This is a genomic window from Sphingomonas sp. BL-S-29 (genome assembly GCF_055521495.1).
In genome coordinates this window covers 3,804,837-3,827,559 of record NZ_CM145482.1, presented here as the reverse complement: position 1 = coordinate 3,827,559, position 22,723 = coordinate 3,804,837, and the positions used below count along the sequence as shown (strand labels likewise).

Below are 22,723 nucleotides of genomic sequence, written 5' to 3'. Positions count from 1 at the left end.
CTGGGTTTGTGGCACCCGGTTCCCTTGTTACACAGCGGCCCCGGCCTTCGCCGGGGAGACGGTTTAATCGGCGAGCGTACCGTCCTCGCCTGGTCTGGGGTTCCGTCAAACGGCCCCTTAACGAACGAAGGAAAGATACCATGCGCCATCGCGTAGGCGGCCGTAAGCTTCAGCGGACCTCGGCCCACCGCACCGCCCTGTTCCGCAACATGTCGGCGTCGCTCATCAAGCATGAGCAGATCCTGACCACGACCGCCAAGGCGAAGGAACTTCGCCCCTATGTCGAGAAGCTGATCACGCTCGCCAAGAAGGGCGGCCTTTCGAACCGCCGCCTGGCGCATGCCCGTCTGCTCGACGATGCGCAGCTGGTGAAGCTGTTCGACGTCCTGGCGTCGCGCTACGCCGATCGCAACGGTGGCTATACCCGCATCATCAAGGCCGGCATCCGCGCCTCGGACGCATCGCCGATGGCGATCATCGAGTTCGTCGATCGCGACGTCAGCGCCAAGGGCCAGGATTCGGGCCCGGTGCAGACCGACGAGGATTACGATCAGGCCGCGTAAATTTAATTCCTCCCCGAGCTTGCTCGGGGAGGATCAGTTGAGAAAGGAGTCGCACCTGATACGGTGCGGCTCCTTTTTTCTTGTCCGGAAGCCCTTGATGCGTCGCGCCTTGCCGCTGATCTTGTCCCTTCTCGCCACTCCCGCCGCCGCTCAGACCAAGGCCCCCAGCATGATCTATCCCCAGACGACCCGTGGCGACACGGTGGACGAGCAGTTCGGCGTGAAGGTCGCCGATCCCTATCGCTGGCTCGAGAATGACGTGCGCACCGATACGGCGGTGGCCAAATGGGTCGCCGACGAGAATGCGGTGACCAACGCCTATCTCGCAAGCCTGCCGGGGCGCGACATCTTCGCTGCACGCATGAAGCAGCTGCTCGATTATGAGCGGTTCGGCGTGCCGGTGAAGAAGGGTGGGCGCTATTTCTACATGCGCAACAGCGGCCTGCAGAACCAGGCGGTGCTGTACGTCCGCGACTCCCTCGATGGTGCCGGCCGGGTCCTGATCGACCCGAATGCCTGGGCAAAGGACGGCGCGACCGCGCTCGGCGAATGGGTCCCGTCCGAGGATGGCACGCACATCCTTTATTCGGTGCAGGACGGCGGGACCGACTGGCGCACGGTGAAGATCCTCGACGTCGCGACCGGCGCCATTGCCGTCGACACGGTCGAATGGGTCAAATTCTCCAACCTGTCCTGGGCGAAGGACGGCTCCGGCTTCTATTATTCGCGCTTCGCCGCGCCGGCGGAGGGCGCCAAGTTCCAGGCGTTGAACGAGAACCAGCAGGTCTATTTCCACAAGCTCGGCGCTGCCCAGTCGGCGGACCGGCTGATCTACGCCACGCCCGATGCGCCGAAGCGCGGGCATGGTGCCCAGGTGACCGAGGACGGCAAATGGCTGGTCATCACCACCACCGAAGGCACTGACAATCGTTACGAGATCACCATCCTCGACCTGACCGATCCGGCAGCGACGCCGCGCACGATCGTAAAGGGGCTGGAGAATGAATGGTCGCTCGCCGGCAATGTGGGCGCGACCTTCTACTGGACGACAGACAAGAATGCGCCGCGCCTGCGCATCGTCTCGATGGACGTGCGCCAGGCCGCGCCCGCGATCCATGAAGTGGTGCCGGAGGACAAGGCAGTGCTGGAGGGTGCCGGGATCGTCGGCGGCAAGCTGGTCGCCTCCTATCTGGTCGATGTGAAGTCGGAGCTGCGGCGCTACGCCCTGGACGGCACGCCTGACGGCGTCGTCGCGCTCCCCGGCATCGGCAGCGTTGCCGGCACCAGCGGCGCGGCGGATGATGACGAGCTGTTCTACGCCTTCACCAGCTTCGCGACGCCCACCACCATCTATCGCTACGATCTGAAGACGGGTGCCGCGACGCCCTGGGCCAAACCCAAGGTGGCGTTCGAGCCCGGCCTGTATGACGTGTCACAGCGCTTCTACGCATCGAAGGACGGCACGAAGGTCCCGATGTTCATCGTCCGCCGCAAGGATTTGCCGGCCGGGCCGGCGCCGACGTTGCTCTATGCCTATGGCGGCTTCAACGTCTCGATGAACCCGGCCTTTTCCGCGACCCGGATCGCCTGGCTCGAGCAGGGCGGGGTGCTCGCGGTCGCCAATATCCGTGGCGGTGGCGAGTACGGCAAGGCCTGGCACGATGGCGGCCGGCTGGCGCACAAGCAGAATGTCTTCGACGATTTCATCGCGGCGGGCGAGGACCTGATCGCGCAGGGCGTGACCTCTAAGGGCAAGCTCGCCATCCAGGGCGGCTCGAACGGCGGCCTGCTGGTCGGCGCGGTGGTCAATCAGCGCCCCGATCTCTTCGCCGCGGCGCTGCCGCAGGTCGGCGTGATGGACATGCTGCGCTTCGATCGCTTCACGGCAGGCCGTTACTGGGTCGACGATTATGGCTATCCCTCGAAGGAAGCCGATTTCCGCGTGCTCCGCGCTTATTCGCCCTATCACAACATCAGGGACGGTCAGGATTACCCGGCGATCATGGTGACGACCGCCGACACCGACGACCGCGTCGTGCCCGGGCACAGCTTCAAATACACCGCCGCGCTCCAGGCCGCGCGGATCGGGCCCAAGCCCCATCTCATCCGCATCGAGACGCGCGCCGGCCATGGTTCCGGCAAACCGACCGACAAGGTGATCGCCGAGGCCGCCGACAGCTGGGCCTTCGCCGCGGCCTGGACCGGCATGACGGTGAAGGCGACGCGCTAAAGCGGGAAGCATTGCCTGTCCGCGGTCGCGTACGCCGCCTATCCCATCGCGCTTCCCCGGCGAAGGCCGGGGCCCAGTTGGGGGGGTGGTAGCGGATGCTGCGCGTCGTCACGAACGCCATTCCAACTGGACCCCGGCCTTCGCCGGGGAAGCAAAAGGAGGACGCGGAGTTGCGTTTGCGCCACCTTCCGGTCGCTCGACGGCTTTCGCGTGTCCCATATTCGTTGCTGGCCGGCATCGAAGGTTTTGAATAAGAATCTGATATATAACGATTATTATCAAATCTAACGCCATCAGGCAGGAGATATGGGACATCCTAGGTGTCCCATATCTCCCGCATTTCTCGTCGGCAGTGATTCAACCATGATCCAGCATCTGGCATGTCACGCCTCGCCGGACCTGGATCGGCGCGCTCTTTCCGATTGTCGAACCATTGCCAGGCTGCAGCTTGGAGATGACGAGAGCGGCTAGAGTAGCTTGCATTAAATCGCGGCCACCAACACCCGTTCGTCCTGAGTAGCCATCGAGGTGCCGCGTAGCGGCGTATCGAGAGGGCGTATCGAAGGACAGGCTCCGCGCGACCACCTGTCCTTCAATACGGGCTCTCGATACGCCTTCGGGTGCTCCATCCCAAAGGATCAGATTTCCGCTCGCCGCTCTAGCGATCCGCTCCGATCATCTGCTCGTCGACCCAGATGCGTACGCTGTGCCGGTCGTGCGCGCCGTAAACACGGATGATGGTGCCCGCCGGCGGCACGATCTCGCGCCCGAACGGCACGAACAGCGCGGCCCAGTTCGACATGGTCTCCGGCTTCGGCCGGTTCTCATAGCTGCTCTTCGCGTCCACCTTCAGGCGGATCCACTGGATCACGCCGTTGATGTAATTGCCGTCGGCGACCAGGTCGATGCTGCGCTGCTCGTGCGGCCAGGGGCCGCCGGTGGTGAAATCGAAATCGAACAGATCGGCGGGCTCGCCGCGCAGTTCGATTCCGCGATCGCCGACCTTCAGCCGCAGGGGGCGCTGCTCCAGCCGGTTGAACGGCCGCATGTCGAACCCGGCGACATCCTCCATCCCGTCGCGCCCATAGCCGTCCCAGTCGGCCAGCGAGACGACGATCTGCCCGGCCTCGGGGATCATCTTGCCGCCCGGCGCGAGCAGCCGCTCGACGGCGTCCGCCATGGTCGGCAGCACGTCCTCGGACAGCAGATTGTTGGAGACGATTTCGGAGACGATCAGCGTCGCCTTGCCGCCGAGATCCTCGGGTCCGATCGCGGTCGATGGCGCCGACAGGATGCGCACCCGGTCGGCATAGCCGTTCAGCGCCACGATCTCGGTTGCGGCGTCGGCAATCGCCGGGTTCATCTCGCAGCTCGTGACGGAGGCTGCCCCGGCCCGCGCGGCCATCATCGCGAGCAGTCCGGTCCCGGCGCCGATATCCAGCACGCGGCTCTCCGGCGTCACCGCACGCTTGATCGCTGCCTCGAACGCTCTGTTGCGCGCCTCGTCGAGCACCATGTAGAAATGCCATCCGGGCACGCCGCCCGCGATCAGCTCGCCGGTGCTGCTCGCGACATCGGCGTCATCGGGCGCGAGTGCCTGCGCCTCGCGCGCGAGTGCATAGACGCGCGGACCCAGGCCGATCCGGCTCGCGGTCATCGCCAGATCGGCGAGTTGCCGCCCGTCGCCCTGCGCCGCCGCCACTCGATCTTCGAACCCGGCTCGCGCCATATCGTCCAGCTTGCCGTCATCCGTCATCTGCGGCCCCTCGCACGTTGCGGGGCCGCTGTCCAAACAAGCGGTTCATCGACGGGACAGCACGACTCACCTATCGATACGTCATCGAATCGAAAGGGACGGGACATGACGATTTTCGGCAAGGCAGTCGCGGCCACCGCGCTGGTGGCGATGAGCCTCACTTCAGTTCCCGCCCAGGCGGAGCGCCACGGTTCGCGGCATCGTGGCGATCACGACAAGATCGACGGTGGCGACGTGCTGCTCGGCGCGGTTCTCGCCGGCGGCCTGTTCGCGATCCTGTCGGGCGTCGGCAAGAAGAAGGCGGCCGAGGAAGTCGAGCCGACGCCCGTCATCGGGCCGGAGGAAGGCAACCGTACCGTCTCGGTCGCCCGCTCCGACGAGGAAGCCGCGGTCGACGCCTGCGTGTCCTCGGCCGAATCGGAAGGGCGCCGCTACGCCCGCGTCGCCAAGATCGACAAGGTGACGATCGTCGATGCGGTCGCGTCCGACTGGATCATCCGCGGCACGCTCGGCCTGCGCGAGGATTATCGCGACACGGCGTCCGAGCACCGCGACTTCACCTGCCGCGTCGGCGAGCGCGGCGTGGAGCAGGTCACGATCGACGGCCCGGCGGTCGCGGCGAACTAAACGCCGCGCTACTGCCTCGGCGGGGCTTCCCCCCCGGGCCGCATCTGCTATCTGGCCGCATGACACAGCCCAGCGACTCGATCCTCATCGTCGATTTCGGCAGCCAGGTGACTCAGCTCATCGCCCGCCGCGTGCGTGAAGCGGGGGTCTATAGCGAGATCGCCCCGTTCAATTCCGCCGCCGAGGCCTTTGCCCGGATGCAGCCCAAGGGCGTGATCCTGTCGGGCAGCCCGGCCTCCGTGCTGGAAGAGGGCAGCCCGCGTATCCCGCAGGAGATCCTCGACAGCGGCTTGCCGATCATGGGTATCTGCTACGGCCAGCAGGTCCTGATGGCGCAACTCGGCGGCACCGTCACCCTGGGCGACAGCGGTGAGTTCGGCAGCGCCGTGATCGAGGTGACCGACGCTTGCGCGCTGTTCGACGGCCTGTGGAGCGAGGGCGAGAACCACCAGGTCTGGATGAGCCATGGCGACAAGGTCACCGCGCTCGCCCCGGGCTTCCGTCCCGTCGCCGCCAGCAAGGGCGCGCCCTATGCGATCATCGCCGATGACGAGCGTCACTATTACGCGATGCAGTTCCACCCCGAGGTGGTCCACACGCCCGACGGCGCGAAGCTGATCGCGAATTTCGCTCGCCATGTCTGCGGCCTGTCCGGCGAGTGGACCATGGCGGAATTCCGCGCCGCCAAGATCGCCGACATCCGCGCCCAGGTCGGCAAGGGCAAGGTGATCTGCGGCCTGTCCGGCGGCGTCGATTCGGCGGTCGCCGCGGTGCTGATCCACGAGGCGATCGGCGAGCAGCTGACTTGCGTGTTCGTCGATCACGGCCTGATGCGCTCGGGCGAGGCGGACCAGGTGGTCACCCTATTCCGCAACCATTACAACATCCCGCTGGTCCATGTGAACGCGGAGGCGCAGTTCCTGGGCGGTCTTGCCGGCCTCACTGATCCGGAAAAGAAGCGCAAGTTCATCGGCGGCGCGTTCATCGACCTGTTCGAGGAGGAAGCGCGCAAGATCGGCGGCGCGGATTTCCTCGCCCAGGGCACGCTCTATCCCGATGTGATCGAAAGCGTCAGCTTTACCGGCGGCCCTTCCGTGACGATCAAGAGCCACCACAATGTCGGCGGCCTGCCCGAACGCATGAACATGAAGCTGGTCGAGCCGCTGCGCGAACTGTTCAAGGACGAAGTCCGCGCGCTCGGCCGCGAGCTCGGCCTACCGGAGATCTTCGTCGGGCGGCACCCGTTCCCCGGCCCCGGCCTCGCCATCCGCATCCCCGGCGAGGTCACCAAGGAACGCTGCGACATCTTGCGCAAGGCCGACGCCATCTATCTCGAGGAAATCCGCAACGCGGGCCTCTATGACGCGATCTGGCAGGCCTTTGCGGTGCTGCTGCCGGTGCGCAGCGTCGGCGTGATGGGCGACGGCCGCACCTATGACAATGTGCTGGCGCTCAGGGCGGTCACCTCGACCGACGGCATGACCGCGGTCGCCTTCCAGTTCCCCGGTGACTTCCTCCCCCGTGTCGCGACGCGCATCGTGAACGAAGTGAAGGGCATCAACCGCGTGACCTATGACTACACGTCGAAGCCGCCGGGCACGATCGAGTGGGAATGATTTAGGCCCCTCCAGAGGGGCCTGGGACTACGCCAGAATGCGACCTAAGCACCTGATTAAAAATCAGTTCTGCACAGAGACATTCGACGACAATCCGAGAGTAGCGCTCGGCATTGACGGGCGCGCTGACGGTGCCACCTGCTAGTCCTCCCCAAAACCGCCGATACCGTCAGGGGTACGACAGCCCCTCTCGCGCGCGGTCCGCCGGCACACCAAGCATCGGACTTTCCAGGACGGGAACAAGACCATCGTCCTGTGACCGAGGCCGAGCATCCCGCTCCTTGGGCGCCGGTGTACCGCTGGTGCGTTAGCCTAGCCTGTTTTTGATGATCTCGCCGCTGCGCATGATCAGGTCCAGGTTGCGACCATTGGCGGTGAGGAGGCCTATGTCGGTCAATGGATCGCCGTCGACCACGATCAGGTCAGCGTACGCGCCGGGTCGAACACAGCCGAGTTTGCCTTCCTCCATGAGAATCTCCGCCCCCACCGACGTAGCCTGGCGCAGCATTTCGAGCGGCGTGAACACCTCGGCGCGCAACTCGAACTCGCGGCACTGCTGGTCGTAGGTGGGGCCCATCAGATCGGTGCCGTATCCCATTTTCACGCCGGCGTTGCGCATGTGGTCGAGCCCGGCGATGGCCATTTCATGCGCGACCTTGAACTTCTCCAGATTCTCCGGCGGCGTGCCGAGGCGAGCGCCGACCTCCATCGTCGCGAAGATCACCGCCATCGTCGGCACGACATAGGCGCCCTTTGTTGCGACATAGTCGGCGGTTCCGGCGTCGATCAGCGTGGCATGCTCGATACAGCGGACGCCATAGTCGATTGAACGACGGATCGCGCTGACGGGGTGGCAGTGCGAGGCGACATAGGTGCGCCGTTCCGTGCATTCCCTGACGATCGTGCGGATTTCGTCCTCGCAGAACTGGTTCATCCAGATCGGATCGGTGGGGGACATCACGCCGCCCGATCCCATGATCTTGATGCAATGGGCGCCGCGGCGCAGTTCCTCGCGCGTCGCCTTCAGGCACTCGTCGACGCCGTCAACGATCACGCCGGCAAAGTTCATCGATCCGCATGAGCAATAGCCATGCGTGTGCCGGGATTCGCCGGGCAAACGCATGTCGGCATGGCCGCCGGTCATCGACAGGACCTTGCCAGCGTAGAAGAATCTCGGGCTCCGGATCAGGCCGTCGGCAATCGCGGACGCGAGGCTGTAATCTCCGCCGCCGATATCCCGCACGGTCGTGAAGCCGCAGTCGAGCGCATGGCCGAGCATCCTGGCAGCATGCGCGGTGCGGTAGGGCGCGTCCCGCCGATCGACCACCTGCGTGTTGAGATCGGAAAAATAGGCATGGATATGCAGGTCGATCAGCCCGGGCATCAGGGTCTTGCCGTCGATGTCGATGCGATGCGCGTCCTCAGACTTGACGGGACGATCGGTTATTTCGCGGATCATGTCGTTTTCGATCACGACGGACATCCCCTCGGCACAATCCGCCGAGGCGCCATCGAAAATCCGCGCGTTCTCAAGGACGATCTGCGTCACGAGTGCTTCCTTCAGAGCCTGTCGACGGCAGCTTCGAGCCAACGGACAAACCCCTCCGCGGAGCTGCGAAAGACCGCCAGTTCATAGCAATCCGCCTCGTCGAGGCGCCGGATGACGACGTCCAGATACGCGATGGCGGTGAACGCGACGGAGCCGGCCGGGAATGCCGAGTCATCCAGATCGACGGACGCCCCGCGCTGCAACAATGTGCGCGCACCGGGCCCCTCGATCCGGAAGATGCGATAGGCGCTGCTTTGATCGGATACGCTGGCGACGCCGGCGAGACGCGTCTGCAAGTCACCGACCCAACCAGTAGTTTCCCCATCGCGCTCCCGGTGCGCCAGCCAGGTTCCCGGCCCGCTGCCGATCATCACCAGCGATCCGCAGTCGATCCACTTCGAGCCGAGCGGCAGATCGGCTGCCAGCACGTCGCTTATCATCGCCGCGCTTGCGCCACGACGCGCAAGGATCGCCGCCATGGAGAAGTCCCGCTTCTCCGTAATTCGTACGGCATCACCCACGGGCACGCGCTCCCCCGGCATCGAAGAACACGGGATCGCAGACCTCCGCTTCCACGGTCATGCTGCGCAAGGGATCGTGCGCGACGATCCGTTCGCCATGTCGGTCCCGTCCGCGTGCGAGAAGCGCAAGGGCGATGCCGTGGCCGAGCGTCGGCGAATGGGCGACTGAGGTGACATGCCCCTCGACATTCGCAGCCGTCGCGAGGTGCCCGGCTGGGATCAGGCGCGCGCCACTGACGAAAGCCTGGCTTCGATCGACAGGCATCAGTCCGACCAGCGCGGGGCGTTCGGGGTCCACAAGGGCAGGGCGGCCCGAAAGGGGGCGGCCGATATAGTCCTTCCTGGTGGACATCATCCGAGCCACGCCCAGATCCTTGGCCGTGGTTTGCCCGTTCAGCTCGGGGCCCGCCACATGTCCTTTCTCGATCCGCATCACACCGAGCGCCTCGGTGCCGTAGGGCGTGATGCCATGTCGCTCCCCCAACTCGAAAAGCCGGCGTATCAAGGCATCGCCCGCGTTTGCCGGCACGCAGAGTTCGTAGGCAAGCTCGCCGGAAAAAGAGAGCCGGAACAGTCGCGCCGCCATTCCTTCCCATAGGAGTTCCGCGGCTGCCATCGGCGGGAATGACTGGTTGGAGACGTCGAACCCGGGCAACATATCCGCTACCAGCGCGCGTGACGTGGGCCCGGCGATGGAGAAGCTCGCCCATTGCTCGGTCACCGAGATCACCTGGACGTCGAGCTCCGGCCACAGCACCTGCCGCGCATAGTCGATATGCTGCATGACCCGGCCGGCATTCACGGTCGTCGTCGTCAGATAATAGCGGTCCGTCGCAAAGCGGGTCGTCGTACCATCGTCGAAGACGAACCCGTCCTCGCGCAGCATCAGGCCGTAACGCGCGCGCCCGATGGCCAGGGTCGAGAAGGTGCCGGTGTACAGCCGGTCGAGAAGCGTTCCTGCATCGGGTCCGTGGATGTCGATCTTGCCAAGGGTCGAGACGTCGCAAACCCCAACGCCGGTCCTGGTCAGCCGTACCTCGCGATCGACCGTCTCGCGCCAGTTCTTGTCACCAGGCTTCGGAAACCACTGCGCGCGCTTCCACAAAGCCGCATCCGTGAAGACGGCGCCTTGTTCGGTCGCCCAGTGATGGCTGGGGGTAAGGCGCTCCGGCCTGAAATCGCGACCGCGGTGATGGCCCGCGAGCACACCGATGGCGACCGGCTGCCACGGAGGGCGGGACAAGATCGTGCCGGTCTCGGCCAGCGATCTGCCGGTCGCCCGGGCGAGAAGCGCATGGCCGTTGACGCCGCTGGTCTTTCCCTGATCGGTGGCCATGCCAAGCGTGGTGTACCGCTTCAGATGCTCGACGGAGGTGAAGCCTTCCTGGACGGCAAGGTCGAGATCCTTGTCGGTCACGTCGTTCTGAAAATCGACGAACGCCTTTCCGCGGCGCTCGGGGATGTACCATAGCGGCCGGGCGGAGCATGGATCGTCGCTCGCCGCCAGATTGGGCATTGCGGGAATTGTGCGGCCCAGCGCACGGGCTGCTTCGATGCCGCTCGACCAGCCGTCGCGCACGGCCTCGCCGAGCGAATATCGCCCGTTCGCGGCGCCGGCTACCCGGAGCCCCGGCGGCCCCTTTTCCAGCACGAACGTGTCCAGCGCTTCCGACCAGACCGGCCGCGAGCCCAGGTTCGAACCAAGCCCGATGGCCGGATTCCAGCCGCCCGCCATCGCCAGGAGATCGGTGCGGATTCGATGCCGCGTGTTACCGGCGTACAGATCGACCGAACGAAGCGGTGCGCCATGGGCATCGCCGATGCGTGCCCCGAGATAGGTGGGAACCTGTCGGGACACCGGCGCGCGCGCTGCCGCCGGAACCGCGTCGCGGGCATCCGCGATCGCCGCGATCTCGGCGCCGGCGGCGATCAGGTCGGCAGCCGTGCGCCAGCCGCTGTCCCCGGTCGTGAAAACCACCGCGCGCTTGCCCGGAAGCGCCGCGAAGCGGTTGATATAGGTCGATACCGCGGAGGCCAGCATAACGCCTGGCCGATCATTTCCCCCGAAGACGAGCGGCCGTTCGATGGCACCCGACGCGAGAACCGCTTCGCGCGTGACGATCTTCCACAGTCGCTGCCGGGGCTGACCGGCTTCCGGCCGCGCGCGGTGATCGGCCAGCCGTTCGACCGCGATATATTCCCGGCCGTCATAGGCGCCCACTATCGTGGTGCGATTGAGGATCCGGACGTTCGGCATCGCTTCGAGTTCACGGGCAGTCTCACCAGCCCATAAGCTGCCTGGCATGTCGGCGATCAGATGCTGCTCCGACAGCAGGCGGCCGCCAAGCTGAAAGTCCTCGTTTGCGAGGATCACGCGTATGCCGGATCGCGCCGCGGCCAGCGCGGCGGCCAGTCCTGCCGGTCCGCCGCCAATAACCAGCAGATCGCAAAAGCCATGCTCGCGATCATAATGATCGGGATCCGGAAGCGCGGAAAGTTGCCCAAGGCCAGCCGCGCGTCGGATCAACGGTTCGTAGACACGCTCCCAGAAGGCGGCCGGCCACATGAAGGTCTTGTAGTAGAATCCGGCGACCAGCAGCGGCGCGATCGCCTGGTTGAGCGCCAGCATATCGAAGCGGAGGCTGGGCCAGCGGTTCTGGCTTTTCGCCTGCAGGCCATCGAACAATTCGACCAGCGTCGCCCGGGTGTTGGGCTCGGCGAACGCCCCTTCACGCAGGGTCACCAGCGCGTTGGGCTCTTCCGAGCCGGCGGACAGCAATCCTCTCGGCCGGTGATATTTGAAAGACCGGCCTACCAGTTTCACGCCATTGGCCACCAATGCCGAAGCCAGCGTGTCGCCCGCGAAACCGGAAAGGTCGCGTCCGTCAAAGGTGAAGTTCAGGGCACGCGACCGATCCAGCTGCCCGCCATTGGGAAGACGGCTCACCAGCCGCATTCCCGTGCAAGAACGGACGATTCGATCTCGTGCGAGAGCGTATTGCGCCGCACCCTCAGCCACTGGCGGCAGCCGTGGAGATGATACCAATGCTCGTCCATCGACCCTGCGACGTTGTCGCGCAGATAGACATAATCCACGAACGCTTCGGTATCCGACGAGAGGGGTCGGCTTGGCCTGGCATCCCCTCGATAGACGAACTCGCCGGAATCGCGCGGGCCGCAATAAGGACAATCGATACGCATATCTTCGCCCGTCTCAGTGAAGGTTGGGTTGGGCGCCTTCGCCCTTTTCGTTGATGAGCGCGCCGGTCGCGAAGCGGTCGAGGCGATAGGCCGACGCCAGCGCGTGGGACGAACCGGTCGCGAGAAGATGGGCGAAGCACCACCCGCTCGCGGGCGTCGCCTTGAACCCGCCATAGCACCAGCCGGCATTCAGGAAGAGATTGGACACCGGCGTCGTATCGATGATCGGCGAACCGTCCATCGACATGTCCATGATTCCGCCCCAGCTGCGCAGAATGCGTGCGCGTCCGATCATCGGCATGAGCGCCATGCCGCTCTCGCAGACATCTTCCACGGTGGTCATCTGCCCGCGCTGGGCATAGCTGTTATAGCCGTCGAGATTGCCGCCGAATACCAGCCCGCCCTTGTCCGACTGGCTGATATAGAAGTGCCCAGCTCCATAGGTGATGACACCCGGAATGACGGGTTTGAGGCCTTCGGAGACGAAAGCCTGCAGCACATGGCTTTCGATCGGGAGCTTCAGGCCGGCCAGTGCGGCTACCCTCGAGCTGTTGCCGGCAACGGCAAGGCCGATGCGTCCGGCCCCGATCCGGCCGCGGCTCGTTTCCAGTGCAACTGCCGCGCCCGACGCGTCGCGTTCGACCCCGAGCACTTCGCACTCCTGGATGATATCGACTCCGAGCGCCGAAGCAGCCCTGGCATAGCCCCAGGCGACCGCGTCGTGGCGGACCGTTCCGCCGCGAGGCTGCAACAGGCCGCCCATGATGGGAAAACGCGCATTTTCGAAATCCAGGAACGGCGCCATTCGGCGGACCCGATCGCGATCGAGCAATTCCGCATCCACGCCGTGCAACCGCATCGCATTGCCGCGCCGGACGGCCTCGTCCCGCTGGGAGTCATTATGGAAGAGGTTCAGGACGCCGCGCTGGCTTACCATGACGTTATAGTTAAGGTCCTGCTCGAGCTTTTCCCAAAGCCGGAGCGACCATTCGTAAAACGGGATATTGCCATCCAACAGATAGTTGGACCGGATAATCGTCGTGTTTCGGCCAACATTGCCGCCGCCGATCCAGCCTTTTTCGAGCACCGCGATACGCTTGATGCCGTGGTTCTTCGCCAGATAATAAGCAGTGGCGAGACCGTGCCCGCCGCCACCCACCACGACGATGTCATACTCGGATTGGACGGGGCGGTCGGCCCAGACTCGGGTCCAGCCACGATGCCTGCCGAGGGACTGCGTTATCAGGCTCGACCAAGAATAGCGCATTTCCCTCCTCATCCCCGCTGGTTGCTTCTGACCCATCTTTGATCTTATCGACGAACCGGTGATGCACAGCAGCGACAAAGCCGGGTCCAGCGGCGACACTTTGGGTCAGCGAGATCGTCCGATGCGTGTGGGGTTTCTCTTGATCGAGGACTTCGCGCTGATGTCCTATGCGTCGCTCATCGAGCCGTTTCGCGCAGCAAATCGCCTGTCGGGACGCGCGCTATATGAGTGGTCGCATTATTCGATCGACGGCCAGCCCGTCCGGCCTTCGACGGACGTCGCCATGCAGGTCGACGGGATCGTCGACGGCACTCTGAATGTCGACATGCTGCTCGTCTGTGCCGGCGGCAATCCGGCGTTGTTCGACCATCGCCCTACCTTTGCCGTTCTTCGCCGGCTCGCCGCGCGCGGAGTCGTCGTCGGCGGTGTCTCTGGGGGGGGCTATCTGCTTGCTCGAGCGGGGATATTGGGCGGGCATCGCTGCACGATCCATTGGGAACATGAGCCGGCATTCGTCGAAGAATTCCCGAACCTCGCGTTCGAGCGTGGTTTGTTCGTCATCGACAGGACCCGCATCACCTGTGCCGGCGGAACCGCCGGCCTCGATCTTGTCACGGAATTGATTGCCGACGCGCACGGCCCGGAACTGGCCCAGCTTGTCAGCGACTGGTTCATTCGAACCCAGAAGCGACCTGCCGAGGGCGCGCAAAGGGCAGCCATCAGCCAGCGCTATCGGGTGTCGCATCCAGGACTGGTCACCGCCCTCGAAGCGATGGAAGCCCATATCGAAGAGCCGCTTGAACGCGATGCACTGGCGTCGGTCGCGGGCCTTTCGCTGCGTCAACTCGAGAGGTTGTTCAAAACCCACATGCGCACCTCCATCCGGGAGCATTATCTGCGGATCAGGCTCGACAAGGCGATGCGGCTTCTGCGGGAGACGGATTTGTCGAGAGTGATGATTGCCATTGCCTGCGGATTTACCAGCACCAGCCATTTCTCGCGCAGCTTTCGGAAGCGCTTCGCGATATCGCCCGGCAAAATACGCACTCAGCGCTAGCGGCTCGTATCGGCTAATCGTCGATGTCGCTAATGGGCGCATTTCTGTCGCCCGCGGTCACTCCGGCGCTCTTTGCGAATGTATCCATGATCCACCGGCCACTCGGCACCAACCGAACACGGACACGGAAATCGGGGATCATACGCTCAGACATCGGCGCTCATATTGGGAGGGACGCAAATGACAAGGGGTTGCGAATATCTATCGCGGATGCGCAGTCGGCTCCTCCTCGGAGCGACGGCAGCAATGCTCCTTCCCGCTGGCGCGCAGGCGCAGGAAGCGCCAGGCGTCGACCAGGCGGATGATATCATCGTGACGGCGCAGAAGCGGGAAGAGCGCCTGCTCGACGTCCCGCTGGCGATCTCGGCCGTTACCGGCGAAGAAATCGCGCGGCGCGGGGCCGCCAGCTTGCAGGACCTTCAATATTCCATCCCCGGTCTGTCGATCGTCGAGCAGGGTCCCGGACAGCAGCGCATCCAGATACGCGGCGTGGCCAACTCCAACGGGTTGCCGACGTTCGGCCAATATATCGACGAGATGCCGATCAGCATCGACGATCAGACGCAGGCGCTCGACCTGCGCCTCATCGACATGAAGCAGGTCGAGGTGCTGCGCGGTCCGCAGGGCACGCTCTATGGCGAAGGCTCGATGGGCGGAACGATCCGCTACCTGACCGCGGATCCAGACCTGAACCAGATCGGCGGAAGTGTCGAAAGCCAGATTGGGTCGGTGAAGGATGGCAACACCGCCTGGCGGGTCAACGGCGTCCTCAACCTGCCGCTGGCCAAGGACCAGCTCGGTGTGCGCCTCGTCGCGGGCTATGAACATACCGGCGGCTGGATCGACAGCACGGTCACCGGCAGGAAGGACGTGAACGACGCCACGATCTTCACCCTGCGTGGCAAGCTCCTGGCCAAATTCGCCGACAATCTGGAGCTGTCGATCCTGGCGCTCCATCAGGACCAGACGCAGGATTACCAGAACTTCGGCAAGGCCAGGAAAACCTCCTCCCGTGTCGCGGAACGGAACAATCCGAACTACGATCTCGTGAACGCCGTGATTCACTGGGATCTCGGAGTGGCTTCTCTTACCAACAGCTTCGGATATCAGAACGCCCAGAACAATACGGTGACGGATCAGTCTTTCACCTATGTGCCGTTCGTGCCGATTCTGTGTGCCACCTGCAATGTTACCGGCATCGGTCTGGGATCGGTCTCGAATATCGACGTGGTGAGCGACGAGCTTCGGCTGATGTCCGCGCCGGGCGGCAGGTTCGACTGGACGGTCGGGGTCTACGGGCGGCAACTCGACCGGACGGGAACGTCGCGGACCGTCACGACGCCTGGCACGCTACCCCTCGACATTACCTCGATCACCGCGATCTTCAAATCCAAGGCCTGGGCGACGTTCGGCGAATTGACCTTCAATGCAACCGATGTGCTGACGATCACCGGCGGCCTTCGCTATTTCCATGAGACGCGGACGCTCGATACCGTAAACCGCAGCTTCGGTGCCAATACGAAGCTCTTCAATAGCGGCGACTTTTCCAGCTTAAACCCGCGCCTGAACATCAGCTACCATCTCTCGCCCACATCGATGGTCTATCTCAGCGGCGCCAAGGGCTTCCGCAGCGGCGGCTTCAACCTGTCGGTCACGGGCGGGCCGCCCAGCTATGATCCCGACAGACTGTGGACCTATGAGTTCGGCACCAAGCATCAATTGCTGGACGGTAGGCTGACACTGGAAGGGGCGGTCTACTATACCGACTGGACGGACGTTCAGAGCTCGTTCGTCCCCACCGGCGCTGCCTTCGGTTACATCACGAACGGCGGCGACGTGAACGGTTGGGGTACGGATATCTCGATGAGCGCGCGTCCCGTGAACGGGCTGACGCTCAGCGCAACCTATGGCTGGAACAACCTTGAATATAAGGGCACGACCGCTGAGCATCGGCCCGGCGACCCCGTCGATTATGCGGTGCGGGAGAGCTGGTCGGGATCGATCGACTATCGCCGTCCGGTGATCGGAGACGCGCAGGGTTTCGCCCGCCTGGACTATCAGCATGCGGGACGCTCCGCGTTGATCAATCGCAGTTCGGCATTAAACGTGGCGATCGGCTCACGCGACCTGCTCAATGCGCAACTCGGGGTGGATTTCGGGAAGTATGAGGTCTCGGTGTTCGCCAGCAATCTGCTGGACGTGAAAACGCCGATCATCCCGGGTCCGGTCGGCGCGATCCGCCAGGATATCGAGCCGGCGCCAAGGATCATCGGCGCGCGGTTCAAGGCCGGGTTCTGATAGGGATCGAGCGGTGGCGCACGCTCGCGCGATTGCGCACCACCGATTGCTGATGAAGTAAGGACTGGCCAATGCAACGATCATCCCTTCGGCAAGTATCGGATATCCGCGCATGGCTGGCCCTCGCGGTCATGGTTGCATCGATGCTGTATGCGATCGTGGACCGCCAGGTATTCGGACTGGTCGCCGCCGAGATGAGCAGCACGCTGCGCCTCAGCAACACGCAGCTCGGTCTCATCCAGGGCCTTGGCTTCGCGGCGTTTACCGTCATCGCCGCCTATCCCATCGCCTGGTTGGCCGACCGGTACGACCGGCGCTGGATACTCGCGGCCTGTATCCTCAGTTGGGCCCTTGGAACGGCCGCCTGCGGCCTCGCCGGAGGATTTTTGGGCTTGTTCGTCGCCTCCGCGGCGGTGGCGGTGTCCGAGGCTGGCATTGCGCCGATCTTCATGTCGATGTTGCCGGAACTGTTTCGCGGCAAGGCGCGAATAACCGCGACAATGATCTACTATATCGCCGTGTCGCTGAGCATGGCGGGCGGCCTCATCCTGATCGGCGCAATGCTTGCGCTGCTTGAGGCACTGAAGCCACTCCCCGCGCCATTGGGTGGGCTAGAAGACTGGCGCCTGGCCTTCCTGGTGGCTGCGGCGCCTTTCCCGGTCTTCGTGGCGATGGTGTTCCTGTTGCCGATTGGGCCGGTGCAGGGTGTCAGCGCGCGCGCAAGGCCGGTCGCGGCGCCCATCCTGCCTTTTCTGAAGGCCAACATGAAGTCGGTTGGCTTCGTCTTCGCCGGAATGACCTTCTTCGCGCTCGGGGTGACGAGCATTCTGGCATGGACACCGGTATCGCTCACGCGAATCTTCGGACTCAGTCCCGCTCATATCGGCATGGTCCTGGGCTCGGTCATCGCAGTGGCGAGCATCATTGGGGTCGTCGCCGGCAACTTCGTGTTGCGTCTGCTGCAGCGGCGACTTGGCTATCGCGCGGCCCCACGCGCCATCTGGGTGTCGCTGCTCGTTTCGCTTCCCTTGATCTGCCTGGTCCCCTTTGCGACGTCGCCTTGGCAGGTCTTTGCGTGCGTCGGCATTCAGGTCGTCGTTTCGACGATCGCCGGGGCCTCGAGCGTTACCCTGTTGCAGGATTTGGCGCCGCCCGAAGTTCGGGCGCGGATCATGGCGCTTCGCGCAATGACGAACGGGCCAGCGGTCGGGCTGGGCATCGCGGGATCCGCGTTCCTGGGAGACGTCATCAACGCTGGACCAAGGAGCCTGTTCTGGGGTGGCCTCTGCATAACCGTGCCGGCGTGGATTGCCTGCATCGTGCTGATGCGGCTTGTCGAGAAGCCCTTCGAGAGTACCGCTCGTGAGAGCACGGGAATGAATCACCCGCTCGACGTTTCAGCACCGGCCGCTCGAACGGAGGCATAGTCATGGAAGTGTCCGTACCCGATTGGCAACGGCCCGGCGCCCGATGCACCATGTCGATCGAACCCGCGGTGGCGATGCGCACGGCTGCGTTCGATTGGGACTATGAGGTCCAGGTCGCGTTGCCCACCAGCTATGGTGTCATGCCTGAAAAAAGCTATCCCGTGCTCTGGCTGACCGACGGGCCGTTCCTGCTCCATCTGGCGGTAGGCTTGCTCAACACCCTCGTGGTCGGTGGGTTGGCCCCCGAGATGATCATTGTCGGGGTCGGCTGCACCAGCGACGCAGGCGCGAGCGAGTTCGGCCGCCGGCGCTCGATCGACTTTGCGCCTCCCGGAAAGTCCATCCTGTTCGATGGGCCGGGTGGCGACTATTTCCGTAAGCTTGGCGTGCCCGAAGGTGGGGCGCAACAGGCCGACGATTTCCTGGCCTTCCTCGTCGACGAGGTCAGGCCTTCCTTGTCGCAGACATACCGCATGAGCGACGATCACGGCCTGTTGGGCCATTCCGGCGGGGGTATGTTCGCCAGCTATGCCCTGTTCGCGCGGCCCGGCGCGTTTCGCCGCTACATCATTGGCAGTCCGTCCAGCAACGCTGCGGACCGGGCGGCTTTCCGGCTCGAGACCGACTATGCCGCCGCCAACGAGGACCTGAAGGCAGACGTTTTTTTCGGCGCAGGGGAACTGGAGATCGGGAAGCTCAGCCTCGCCGCCTGGGGGATCGTCAGCGCGCCGGTCCTGATGGCCGAGACGCTGCTGCTGCGTCAGTATCCGTCGCTCAAGGTCACGACGCGGATCTTTCCCGGCAAGGACCATAGTTCCGTGATCGCCGACATCGTCGCCGAAGGCGTCCGCGCCGTGTGGGCGGATACGCTGAATCCCGCGAAGTGACCTTGGAGACACTTGTTTACCCACCCGCCGAGGCGCGTCCGGAAGGGGTCGAATTCGGCATGGGGACGGTCCGGTATGCCGATCCGTTTCGCTGGCTGGAAGAATCGGATCGCGACGTGCTCGACTGGCAAAGCGCCCAGGACGCGCTTGCCCGCTCGCATCTCTCGGGTCTGCCAAGCTACCAGGCGTTCCTCGAAACGCTTCATGCAATGGGTGACAGCGAGGACATCGTCATTTTTCCCTTTGCCGGCGGTCACTATGTTCGCAGGTTCGTGCCCGAGGGGCAGGATCTTACCGTCGTCGAGCTTTCGGACTCGCCGGTCGGCCCGGGTCGGCGCGTCGTCGACCTGAACGCGATGCGTGCGGACGAACCGCTGCAGATGGCGGGATATGCGCTGTCGAACGACGGCAGGATGGCGGTCTTCGCGCATACTGCCGGCGGGCGCGAGAAGCCCATCGTTCAACTTGTCGAGGTCGAAACCGGGAGGATAGTTTCAGAAGGCCTGCCGAGCGAGCGACTCAGCACCTTCGTCTGGCTGCCGGACGACAGCGGTTTCTTCTACATGAGCATGGATCCGGCGGACATCGCAGCCGGAAAGACGCTGTATCGCGTGATGGTCGACAATCCAAAGCACGCGATGCTGGAACCTGTCGAACCCAGCCATTTCTACGTCCGGCCCGTCGTCGCCGCCGACAAGCGTCATGTCCTGCTTTTCGTCAACCATCTCGCCCCGAAACCTGAGTTCATCCTCGATACGCATGGCGACGGTAAATGGCGTCCTTTCCTGAAGGATGTGCCGGGGATTTTTCGCGGCGATATCGTGGGAGATCGCTTTTTCGCGATCACCGATGACGGCGCACCGCGCGGACGGATGCTGTCGATCCCGCTTGCCGCGCCTGCCCAGCGTGAGATGTGGAAGGAGATCATTCCACCATCCGCCGATGTCCTGGCGAATGTGCTCGCAGTCGGTGATCGCGCGCTCGTGCTCGATTATGTCGATACCTATTCGCGTCTTCGCGTCTTCGACAGGCATGGCGAACTGGAAGGCGAGATCGCGCTTCCGGGCAAAGGGCTCGTCAATTGCACGGGCAGCTATTTCTCCTTCTTCAACGTCACCAACACGATCTTGCGCGGCCAAGGCGAGCGGATCGATTTCCTGTTCGCGACGCCGTCCGTGGCGCCGGCGCTGTATTCGGCGAATGTCAGGACCCGCGAGCTCACCCAGATCAGCAAGCCGGAACGAACGATCGACGCGCAGGTGGTCGATCGCAAGGCGGTCAGCCAGGACGGCGCCGAGGTCATCTATCACGTCATCGCGCGCAGCGACCTCGACCTGTCGAAGCCGCATCCGACGATCGTCACTGGCTATGGCGGCTATAACGTGGCCGTACTCCCCGGCTGGTTCGGGAACCGGTGGGCCGCCTGGGTCGAGGCTGGCGGCATATTTGTCCTCAGCCATTTGCGCGGCGGCGGCGAGTTCGGATCGGCCTGGTGGGAGCAGGGCCGCCTCCAGCACAAGCAGAATACGTTCAACGATCTGTATGCCATAGCGGAGGATCTGATCGCCCAGGGCATCACGACGCCGTTGCAACTCGGCGTCACCGGCGGATCCAATGGCGGGGTGATGGCTGCGGTGGCCGCTGTCCAGCGGCCGGACCTGTTCCGCGCCAGTTCCCCCGAGGCACCGATCACTGATGTGCTGGCGCGGTGTCGCGATCCGTTCTCGATGGCCGCGACGCTCGACTATGGCGCCCCGTCGGACCCTGGAATGGCGCAGATCCTCTACGGCTGGTCGCCCTATCAGAATGTGGAGGATGGCACACACTATCCCGCGATGCTGATCGATTGCGGCGCGAACGATCCGCGCTGTCCCCCATGGCATGGACGCAAGCTCGCGGCGCGGATGCAGCAGGCGAGCGCGGGCGCGCTCCCGGTCCTGTTGCGGGTGCGGAGCGGCGCCGGGCACGGCGCCATCGGCAGGGAGGATCAGACGCGTCAATCCGCCGAAGTTCTCGCGTTTTTCGCCGAGTATCTGGGCCTGTCCCAAAGGAGTTAAGGATCATGTTCGACCAGGATGAAATTGCGCGGCTTTGCAAGGCCGCGGTGGCCGGCCGGAAGCAAAAGGCATCGGGCCGGAACGGGATCGTGGTCTCGTCGCACCCGATCGTCTCGCAGGTCGCGCTGAACATTCTCGGGGACGGGGGGAACGCCGTCGATGCGGCTCTCGCGGCTGCGCTCGCCCAGACCGTCGTCGAGCCGCATATGACGACGGCGTTCGGGGTGCTGAGCATGATGCACTACGACGCGGCGACGGGCGCGACCCAATATGTCAACGGCTCCATGAACGCGCCGCTCGCGGGCTTGCCCGGCTTCTCGGCTGCCGACGTGGCCACCGGACGGAGCGTTGCGGTCCCCGGCTTCTGGTCGGCCTGGGAAGCGTCGCGCGCGCGCTTTGCCAACAAGTCGCGGGAGGCGTTGGCCGCGCCCGCGATCGAACTCGCCCGCAACGGGTTCCCGATCTATCCGGTCCTGTACGGCATGATGTTCGAGGCGGCGCCCAAGATCGGGCTGAGCGACGAAGGCCGGAATATCTATTTCCGCGACAAGGTGATCCGCGGCCCCGGCGAGCCGCTGGTCAACCACGCGCTCGCCGACACGCTGGAGCGGATGGCCGCGGACGGCGTCGACTATTTCTACCGCTCGGCCTTCACCGAGAAGGTGGTCGAGACGGTCAGGCGCGCCGGCGGCGTCCTGACGATGGAGGATTTCGATCGCTACGAGACGCGCTGGATGGAACCTGCCTGGGGCAGCTATCACGGGTACAAGATCGCCGGCTCGCCTCCGCCCGACACGGGCGGCACGCACATCATCGAGATCCTGAATCTGGTGGAGCAGATTCCGCTCAGGGAGTGGGGCATGCCCACCGAGAGCGCGGACTCCATGTACTGGCTGGCGCGCTTCTGCCTGGAAGTGTTCTCCGAGGGCGCAGCGCAAGGTGATCCCAACAGCTGGCCGCTCCCAATGGAGACCATCCTTTCCAAGGACTATGCCGCGATGCGCTTCGAGCTGATGAAGATGCGCGATCCCAAAGGCGTGGATCCGTCGAAGAAGGCGTATCCGGGTTCGAACCATCTGACCGTGGTCGATCGCGAGGGTAATATCGCCACGGTACTGCATTCGGTGATGTCGCACGGCTGGTCGAACGGGCTGATCGTGGACGGCATGAACCTGTGGGCCGGGGGCGTGCATTTCTTCCGCAACATGCCCAAGCCAGGCGATCGCGGGACATGCTATGTCGCGCCGCACATCATCTTCGACGCGGACGACACGCCGGTCCTGGCGGCAGGGTCGCCAAGCGTCGGCCTGATCCAGAACTGCGTCACCAACGCGCTCAATATCCTGGATTTCGGCATGGACATCGAAACCTCGGTCCATCAACCCCGCATCGGCGGACCGACCTACACCAGCGACAGCCTGGCACCGGACGCGTTCTTCCTGGAGCTGGATTGCGGTACCCCGGAAATCCAGGCGGAGGTCAGGAAACGCGGGCTGAAGACCGAGCTGGTCAACCCCTGGAATTATCACAGCGGCAGCTACGAAGGCGTCCATCTCGCCGCGGACGGGCTCGCCAGCGCCTGTGCGGATCCGCGCCGCACCGGGGTTGCCCTGGCGGCTTGAACCGCATGCCACGCCGCAATGCTAGCCGTTTATAGGAGAGTGAAG

Annotated in this window: 16 protein-coding genes; 10 read left to right on the top strand and 6 right to left on the bottom strand. The window is 64.2% G+C overall.

Annotation, left to right across the window (positions count from 1 at the left end; translation table 11 throughout):
• Positions 1-140 precede the first annotated feature (140 nt).
• Together rplQ and ACZ1I2_RS18010 are read left to right on the top strand one after the other, a co-directional pair.
• The gene (rplQ, locus tag ACZ1I2_RS18015) at positions 141-563 is read left to right on the top strand and encodes a 50S ribosomal protein L17 (protein ID WP_465172791.1); all 423 of its coding nucleotides are present in this window, start codon (positions 141-143) and stop codon (positions 561-563) included.
• A 97-nt stretch (positions 564-660) separates the two neighbouring features.
• Complete coding sequence (locus tag ACZ1I2_RS18010) at positions 661-2,793, top strand: prolyl oligopeptidase family serine peptidase (protein ID WP_465176315.1); 2,133 nt, start codon at positions 661-663, stop codon at positions 2,791-2,793.
• 658 nt (positions 2,794-3,451) lie between these two features.
• Here the strand turns inward: ACZ1I2_RS18010 and ACZ1I2_RS18005 are convergent.
• The gene (locus ACZ1I2_RS18005; protein WP_465176316.1) at positions 3,452-4,549 is read right to left on the bottom strand and encodes a 50S ribosomal protein L11 methyltransferase; all 1,098 of its coding nucleotides are present in this window, start codon (positions 4,547-4,549) and stop codon (positions 3,452-3,454) included.
• A 105-nt stretch (positions 4,550-4,654) separates the two neighbouring features.
• Here ACZ1I2_RS18005 and ACZ1I2_RS18000 point away from each other — a divergent pair, with 105 nt between their 5' ends.
• The gene (locus ACZ1I2_RS18000) at positions 4,655-5,176 is read left to right on the top strand and encodes a hypothetical protein (RefSeq protein ID WP_465176317.1); all 522 of its coding nucleotides are present in this window, start codon (positions 4,655-4,657) and stop codon (positions 5,174-5,176) included.
• A 59-nt stretch (positions 5,177-5,235) separates the two neighbouring features.
• A complete protein-coding gene (gene guaA / locus ACZ1I2_RS17995) occupies positions 5,236-6,792 on the top strand; it encodes a glutamine-hydrolyzing GMP synthase (protein ID WP_465172795.1) in 1,557 nt (518 codons plus the stop codon).
• Positions 6,793-7,099: 307 nt separating this feature from the next.
• On the opposite strand, the gene ACZ1I2_RS17990 is transcribed toward guaA, so the two are convergent.
• Genes ACZ1I2_RS17990 through ACZ1I2_RS17970 form a run of 5 tightly spaced genes read right to left on the bottom strand, consistent with a single transcriptional unit; the run spans position 7,100 to position 13,330 of the window.
• The gene (locus ACZ1I2_RS17990) at positions 7,100-8,341 is read right to left on the bottom strand and encodes a metal-dependent hydrolase family protein (RefSeq protein WP_465172796.1); all 1,242 of its coding nucleotides are present in this window, start codon (positions 8,339-8,341) and stop codon (positions 7,100-7,102) included.
• Between the two features lie 11 nt (positions 8,342-8,352).
• Positions 8,353-8,820, bottom strand: coding sequence for a sarcosine oxidase subunit gamma (locus tag ACZ1I2_RS17985; protein ID WP_465172797.1), 468 nt, complete (start codon positions 8,818-8,820; stop codon positions 8,353-8,355).
• A gap of 34 nt (positions 8,821-8,854) precedes the next feature.
• The gene (locus tag ACZ1I2_RS17980) at positions 8,855-11,818 is read right to left on the bottom strand and encodes a sarcosine oxidase subunit alpha family protein (protein ID WP_465176318.1); all 2,964 of its coding nucleotides are present in this window, start codon (positions 11,816-11,818) and stop codon (positions 8,855-8,857) included.
• Positions 11,806-12,063, bottom strand: coding sequence for a sarcosine oxidase subunit delta (locus tag ACZ1I2_RS17975; RefSeq protein WP_465172799.1), 258 nt, complete (start codon positions 12,061-12,063; stop codon positions 11,806-11,808). The genes ACZ1I2_RS17980 and ACZ1I2_RS17975 overlap by 13 nt, the downstream gene beginning before the upstream one ends.
• A 13-nt stretch (positions 12,064-12,076) precedes the next feature.
• Entirely contained in the window at positions 12,077-13,330 is a 1,254-nt protein-coding gene (locus ACZ1I2_RS17970) for a sarcosine oxidase subunit beta family protein (RefSeq protein WP_465173902.1), read from the bottom strand.
• Positions 13,331-13,391: 61 nt separating this feature from the next.
• Between ACZ1I2_RS17970 and ACZ1I2_RS17965 the strand changes: the two genes are divergently transcribed.
• From ACZ1I2_RS17965 to ACZ1I2_RS17940, 6 genes are all read left to right on the top strand, one after another.
• Positions 13,392-14,387, top strand: coding sequence for a GlxA family transcriptional regulator (locus tag ACZ1I2_RS17965; RefSeq protein ID WP_465181494.1), 996 nt, complete (start codon positions 13,392-13,394; stop codon positions 14,385-14,387).
• A gap of 246 nt (positions 14,388-14,633) precedes the next feature.
• Positions 14,634-16,685, top strand: a complete 2,052-nt coding sequence (locus ACZ1I2_RS17960) for a TonB-dependent receptor (protein ID WP_465176319.1) — start codon at positions 14,634-14,636, stop codon at positions 16,683-16,685.
• Between the two features lie 71 nt (positions 16,686-16,756).
• Positions 16,757-18,112, top strand: coding sequence for an MFS transporter (locus tag ACZ1I2_RS17955; RefSeq protein WP_465176320.1), 1,356 nt, complete (start codon positions 16,757-16,759; stop codon positions 18,110-18,112).
• 50 nt (positions 18,113-18,162) lie between these two features.
• Positions 18,163-18,999, top strand: a complete 837-nt coding sequence (locus ACZ1I2_RS17950) for an alpha/beta hydrolase (protein WP_465176321.1) — start codon at positions 18,163-18,165, stop codon at positions 18,997-18,999.
• 59 nt (positions 19,000-19,058) lie between these two features.
• On the top strand, positions 19,059-21,056 hold the full coding sequence (locus tag ACZ1I2_RS17945) for a prolyl oligopeptidase family serine peptidase (protein WP_465176322.1): 1,998 nt from the start codon (positions 19,059-19,061) through the stop codon (positions 21,054-21,056).
• Between the two features lie 5 nt (positions 21,057-21,061).
• Positions 21,062-22,678, top strand: a complete 1,617-nt coding sequence (locus ACZ1I2_RS17940) for a gamma-glutamyltransferase (protein WP_465176323.1) — start codon at positions 21,062-21,064, stop codon at positions 22,676-22,678.
• Positions 22,679-22,723 lie beyond the last annotated feature (45 nt).

Bases quoted from the DNA above. Each gene is read 5' to 3' on its own strand.
- rplQ (WP_465172791.1), top strand. From the start codon at position 141: ATGCGCCATCGCGTAGGCGGCCGTAAGCTTCAGCGGACCTCGGCCCAC.
- ACZ1I2_RS18010 (WP_465176315.1), top strand. From the start codon at position 661: ATGCGTCGCGCCTTGCCGCTGATCTTGTCCCTTCTCGCCACTCCCGCC.
- ACZ1I2_RS18005 (WP_465176316.1), bottom strand. From the start codon at position 4,549: ATGACGGATGACGGCAAGCTGGACGATATGGCGCGAGCCGGGTTCGAA.
- ACZ1I2_RS18000 (WP_465176317.1), top strand. From the start codon at position 4,655: ATGACGATTTTCGGCAAGGCAGTCGCGGCCACCGCGCTGGTGGCGATG.
- guaA (WP_465172795.1), top strand. From the start codon at position 5,236: ATGACACAGCCCAGCGACTCGATCCTCATCGTCGATTTCGGCAGCCAG.
- ACZ1I2_RS17985 (WP_465172797.1), bottom strand. From the start codon at position 8,820: ATGGCGGCGATCCTTGCGCGTCGTGGCGCAAGCGCGGCGATGATAAGC.
- ACZ1I2_RS17980 (WP_465176318.1), bottom strand. From the start codon at position 11,818: ATGCGGCTGGTGAGCCGTCTTCCCAATGGCGGGCAGCTGGATCGGTCG.
- ACZ1I2_RS17975 (WP_465172799.1), bottom strand. From the start codon at position 12,063: ATGCGTATCGATTGTCCTTATTGCGGCCCGCGCGATTCCGGCGAGTTC.
- ACZ1I2_RS17970 (WP_465173902.1), bottom strand. From the start codon at position 13,330: ATGCGCTATTCTTGGTCGAGCCTGATAACGCAGTCCCTCGGCAGGCAT.
- ACZ1I2_RS17965 (WP_465181494.1), top strand. From the start codon at position 13,392: ATGCACAGCAGCGACAAAGCCGGGTCCAGCGGCGACACTTTGGGTCAG.
- ACZ1I2_RS17960 (WP_465176319.1), top strand. From the start codon at position 14,634: ATGCTCCTTCCCGCTGGCGCGCAGGCGCAGGAAGCGCCAGGCGTCGAC.
- ACZ1I2_RS17955 (WP_465176320.1), top strand. From the start codon at position 16,757: ATGCAACGATCATCCCTTCGGCAAGTATCGGATATCCGCGCATGGCTG.
- ACZ1I2_RS17950 (WP_465176321.1), top strand. From the start codon at position 18,163: ATGTCGATCGAACCCGCGGTGGCGATGCGCACGGCTGCGTTCGATTGG.
- ACZ1I2_RS17945 (WP_465176322.1), top strand. From the start codon at position 19,059: ATGGGGACGGTCCGGTATGCCGATCCGTTTCGCTGGCTGGAAGAATCG.
- ACZ1I2_RS17940 (WP_465176323.1), top strand. From the start codon at position 21,062: ATGTTCGACCAGGATGAAATTGCGCGGCTTTGCAAGGCCGCGGTGGCC.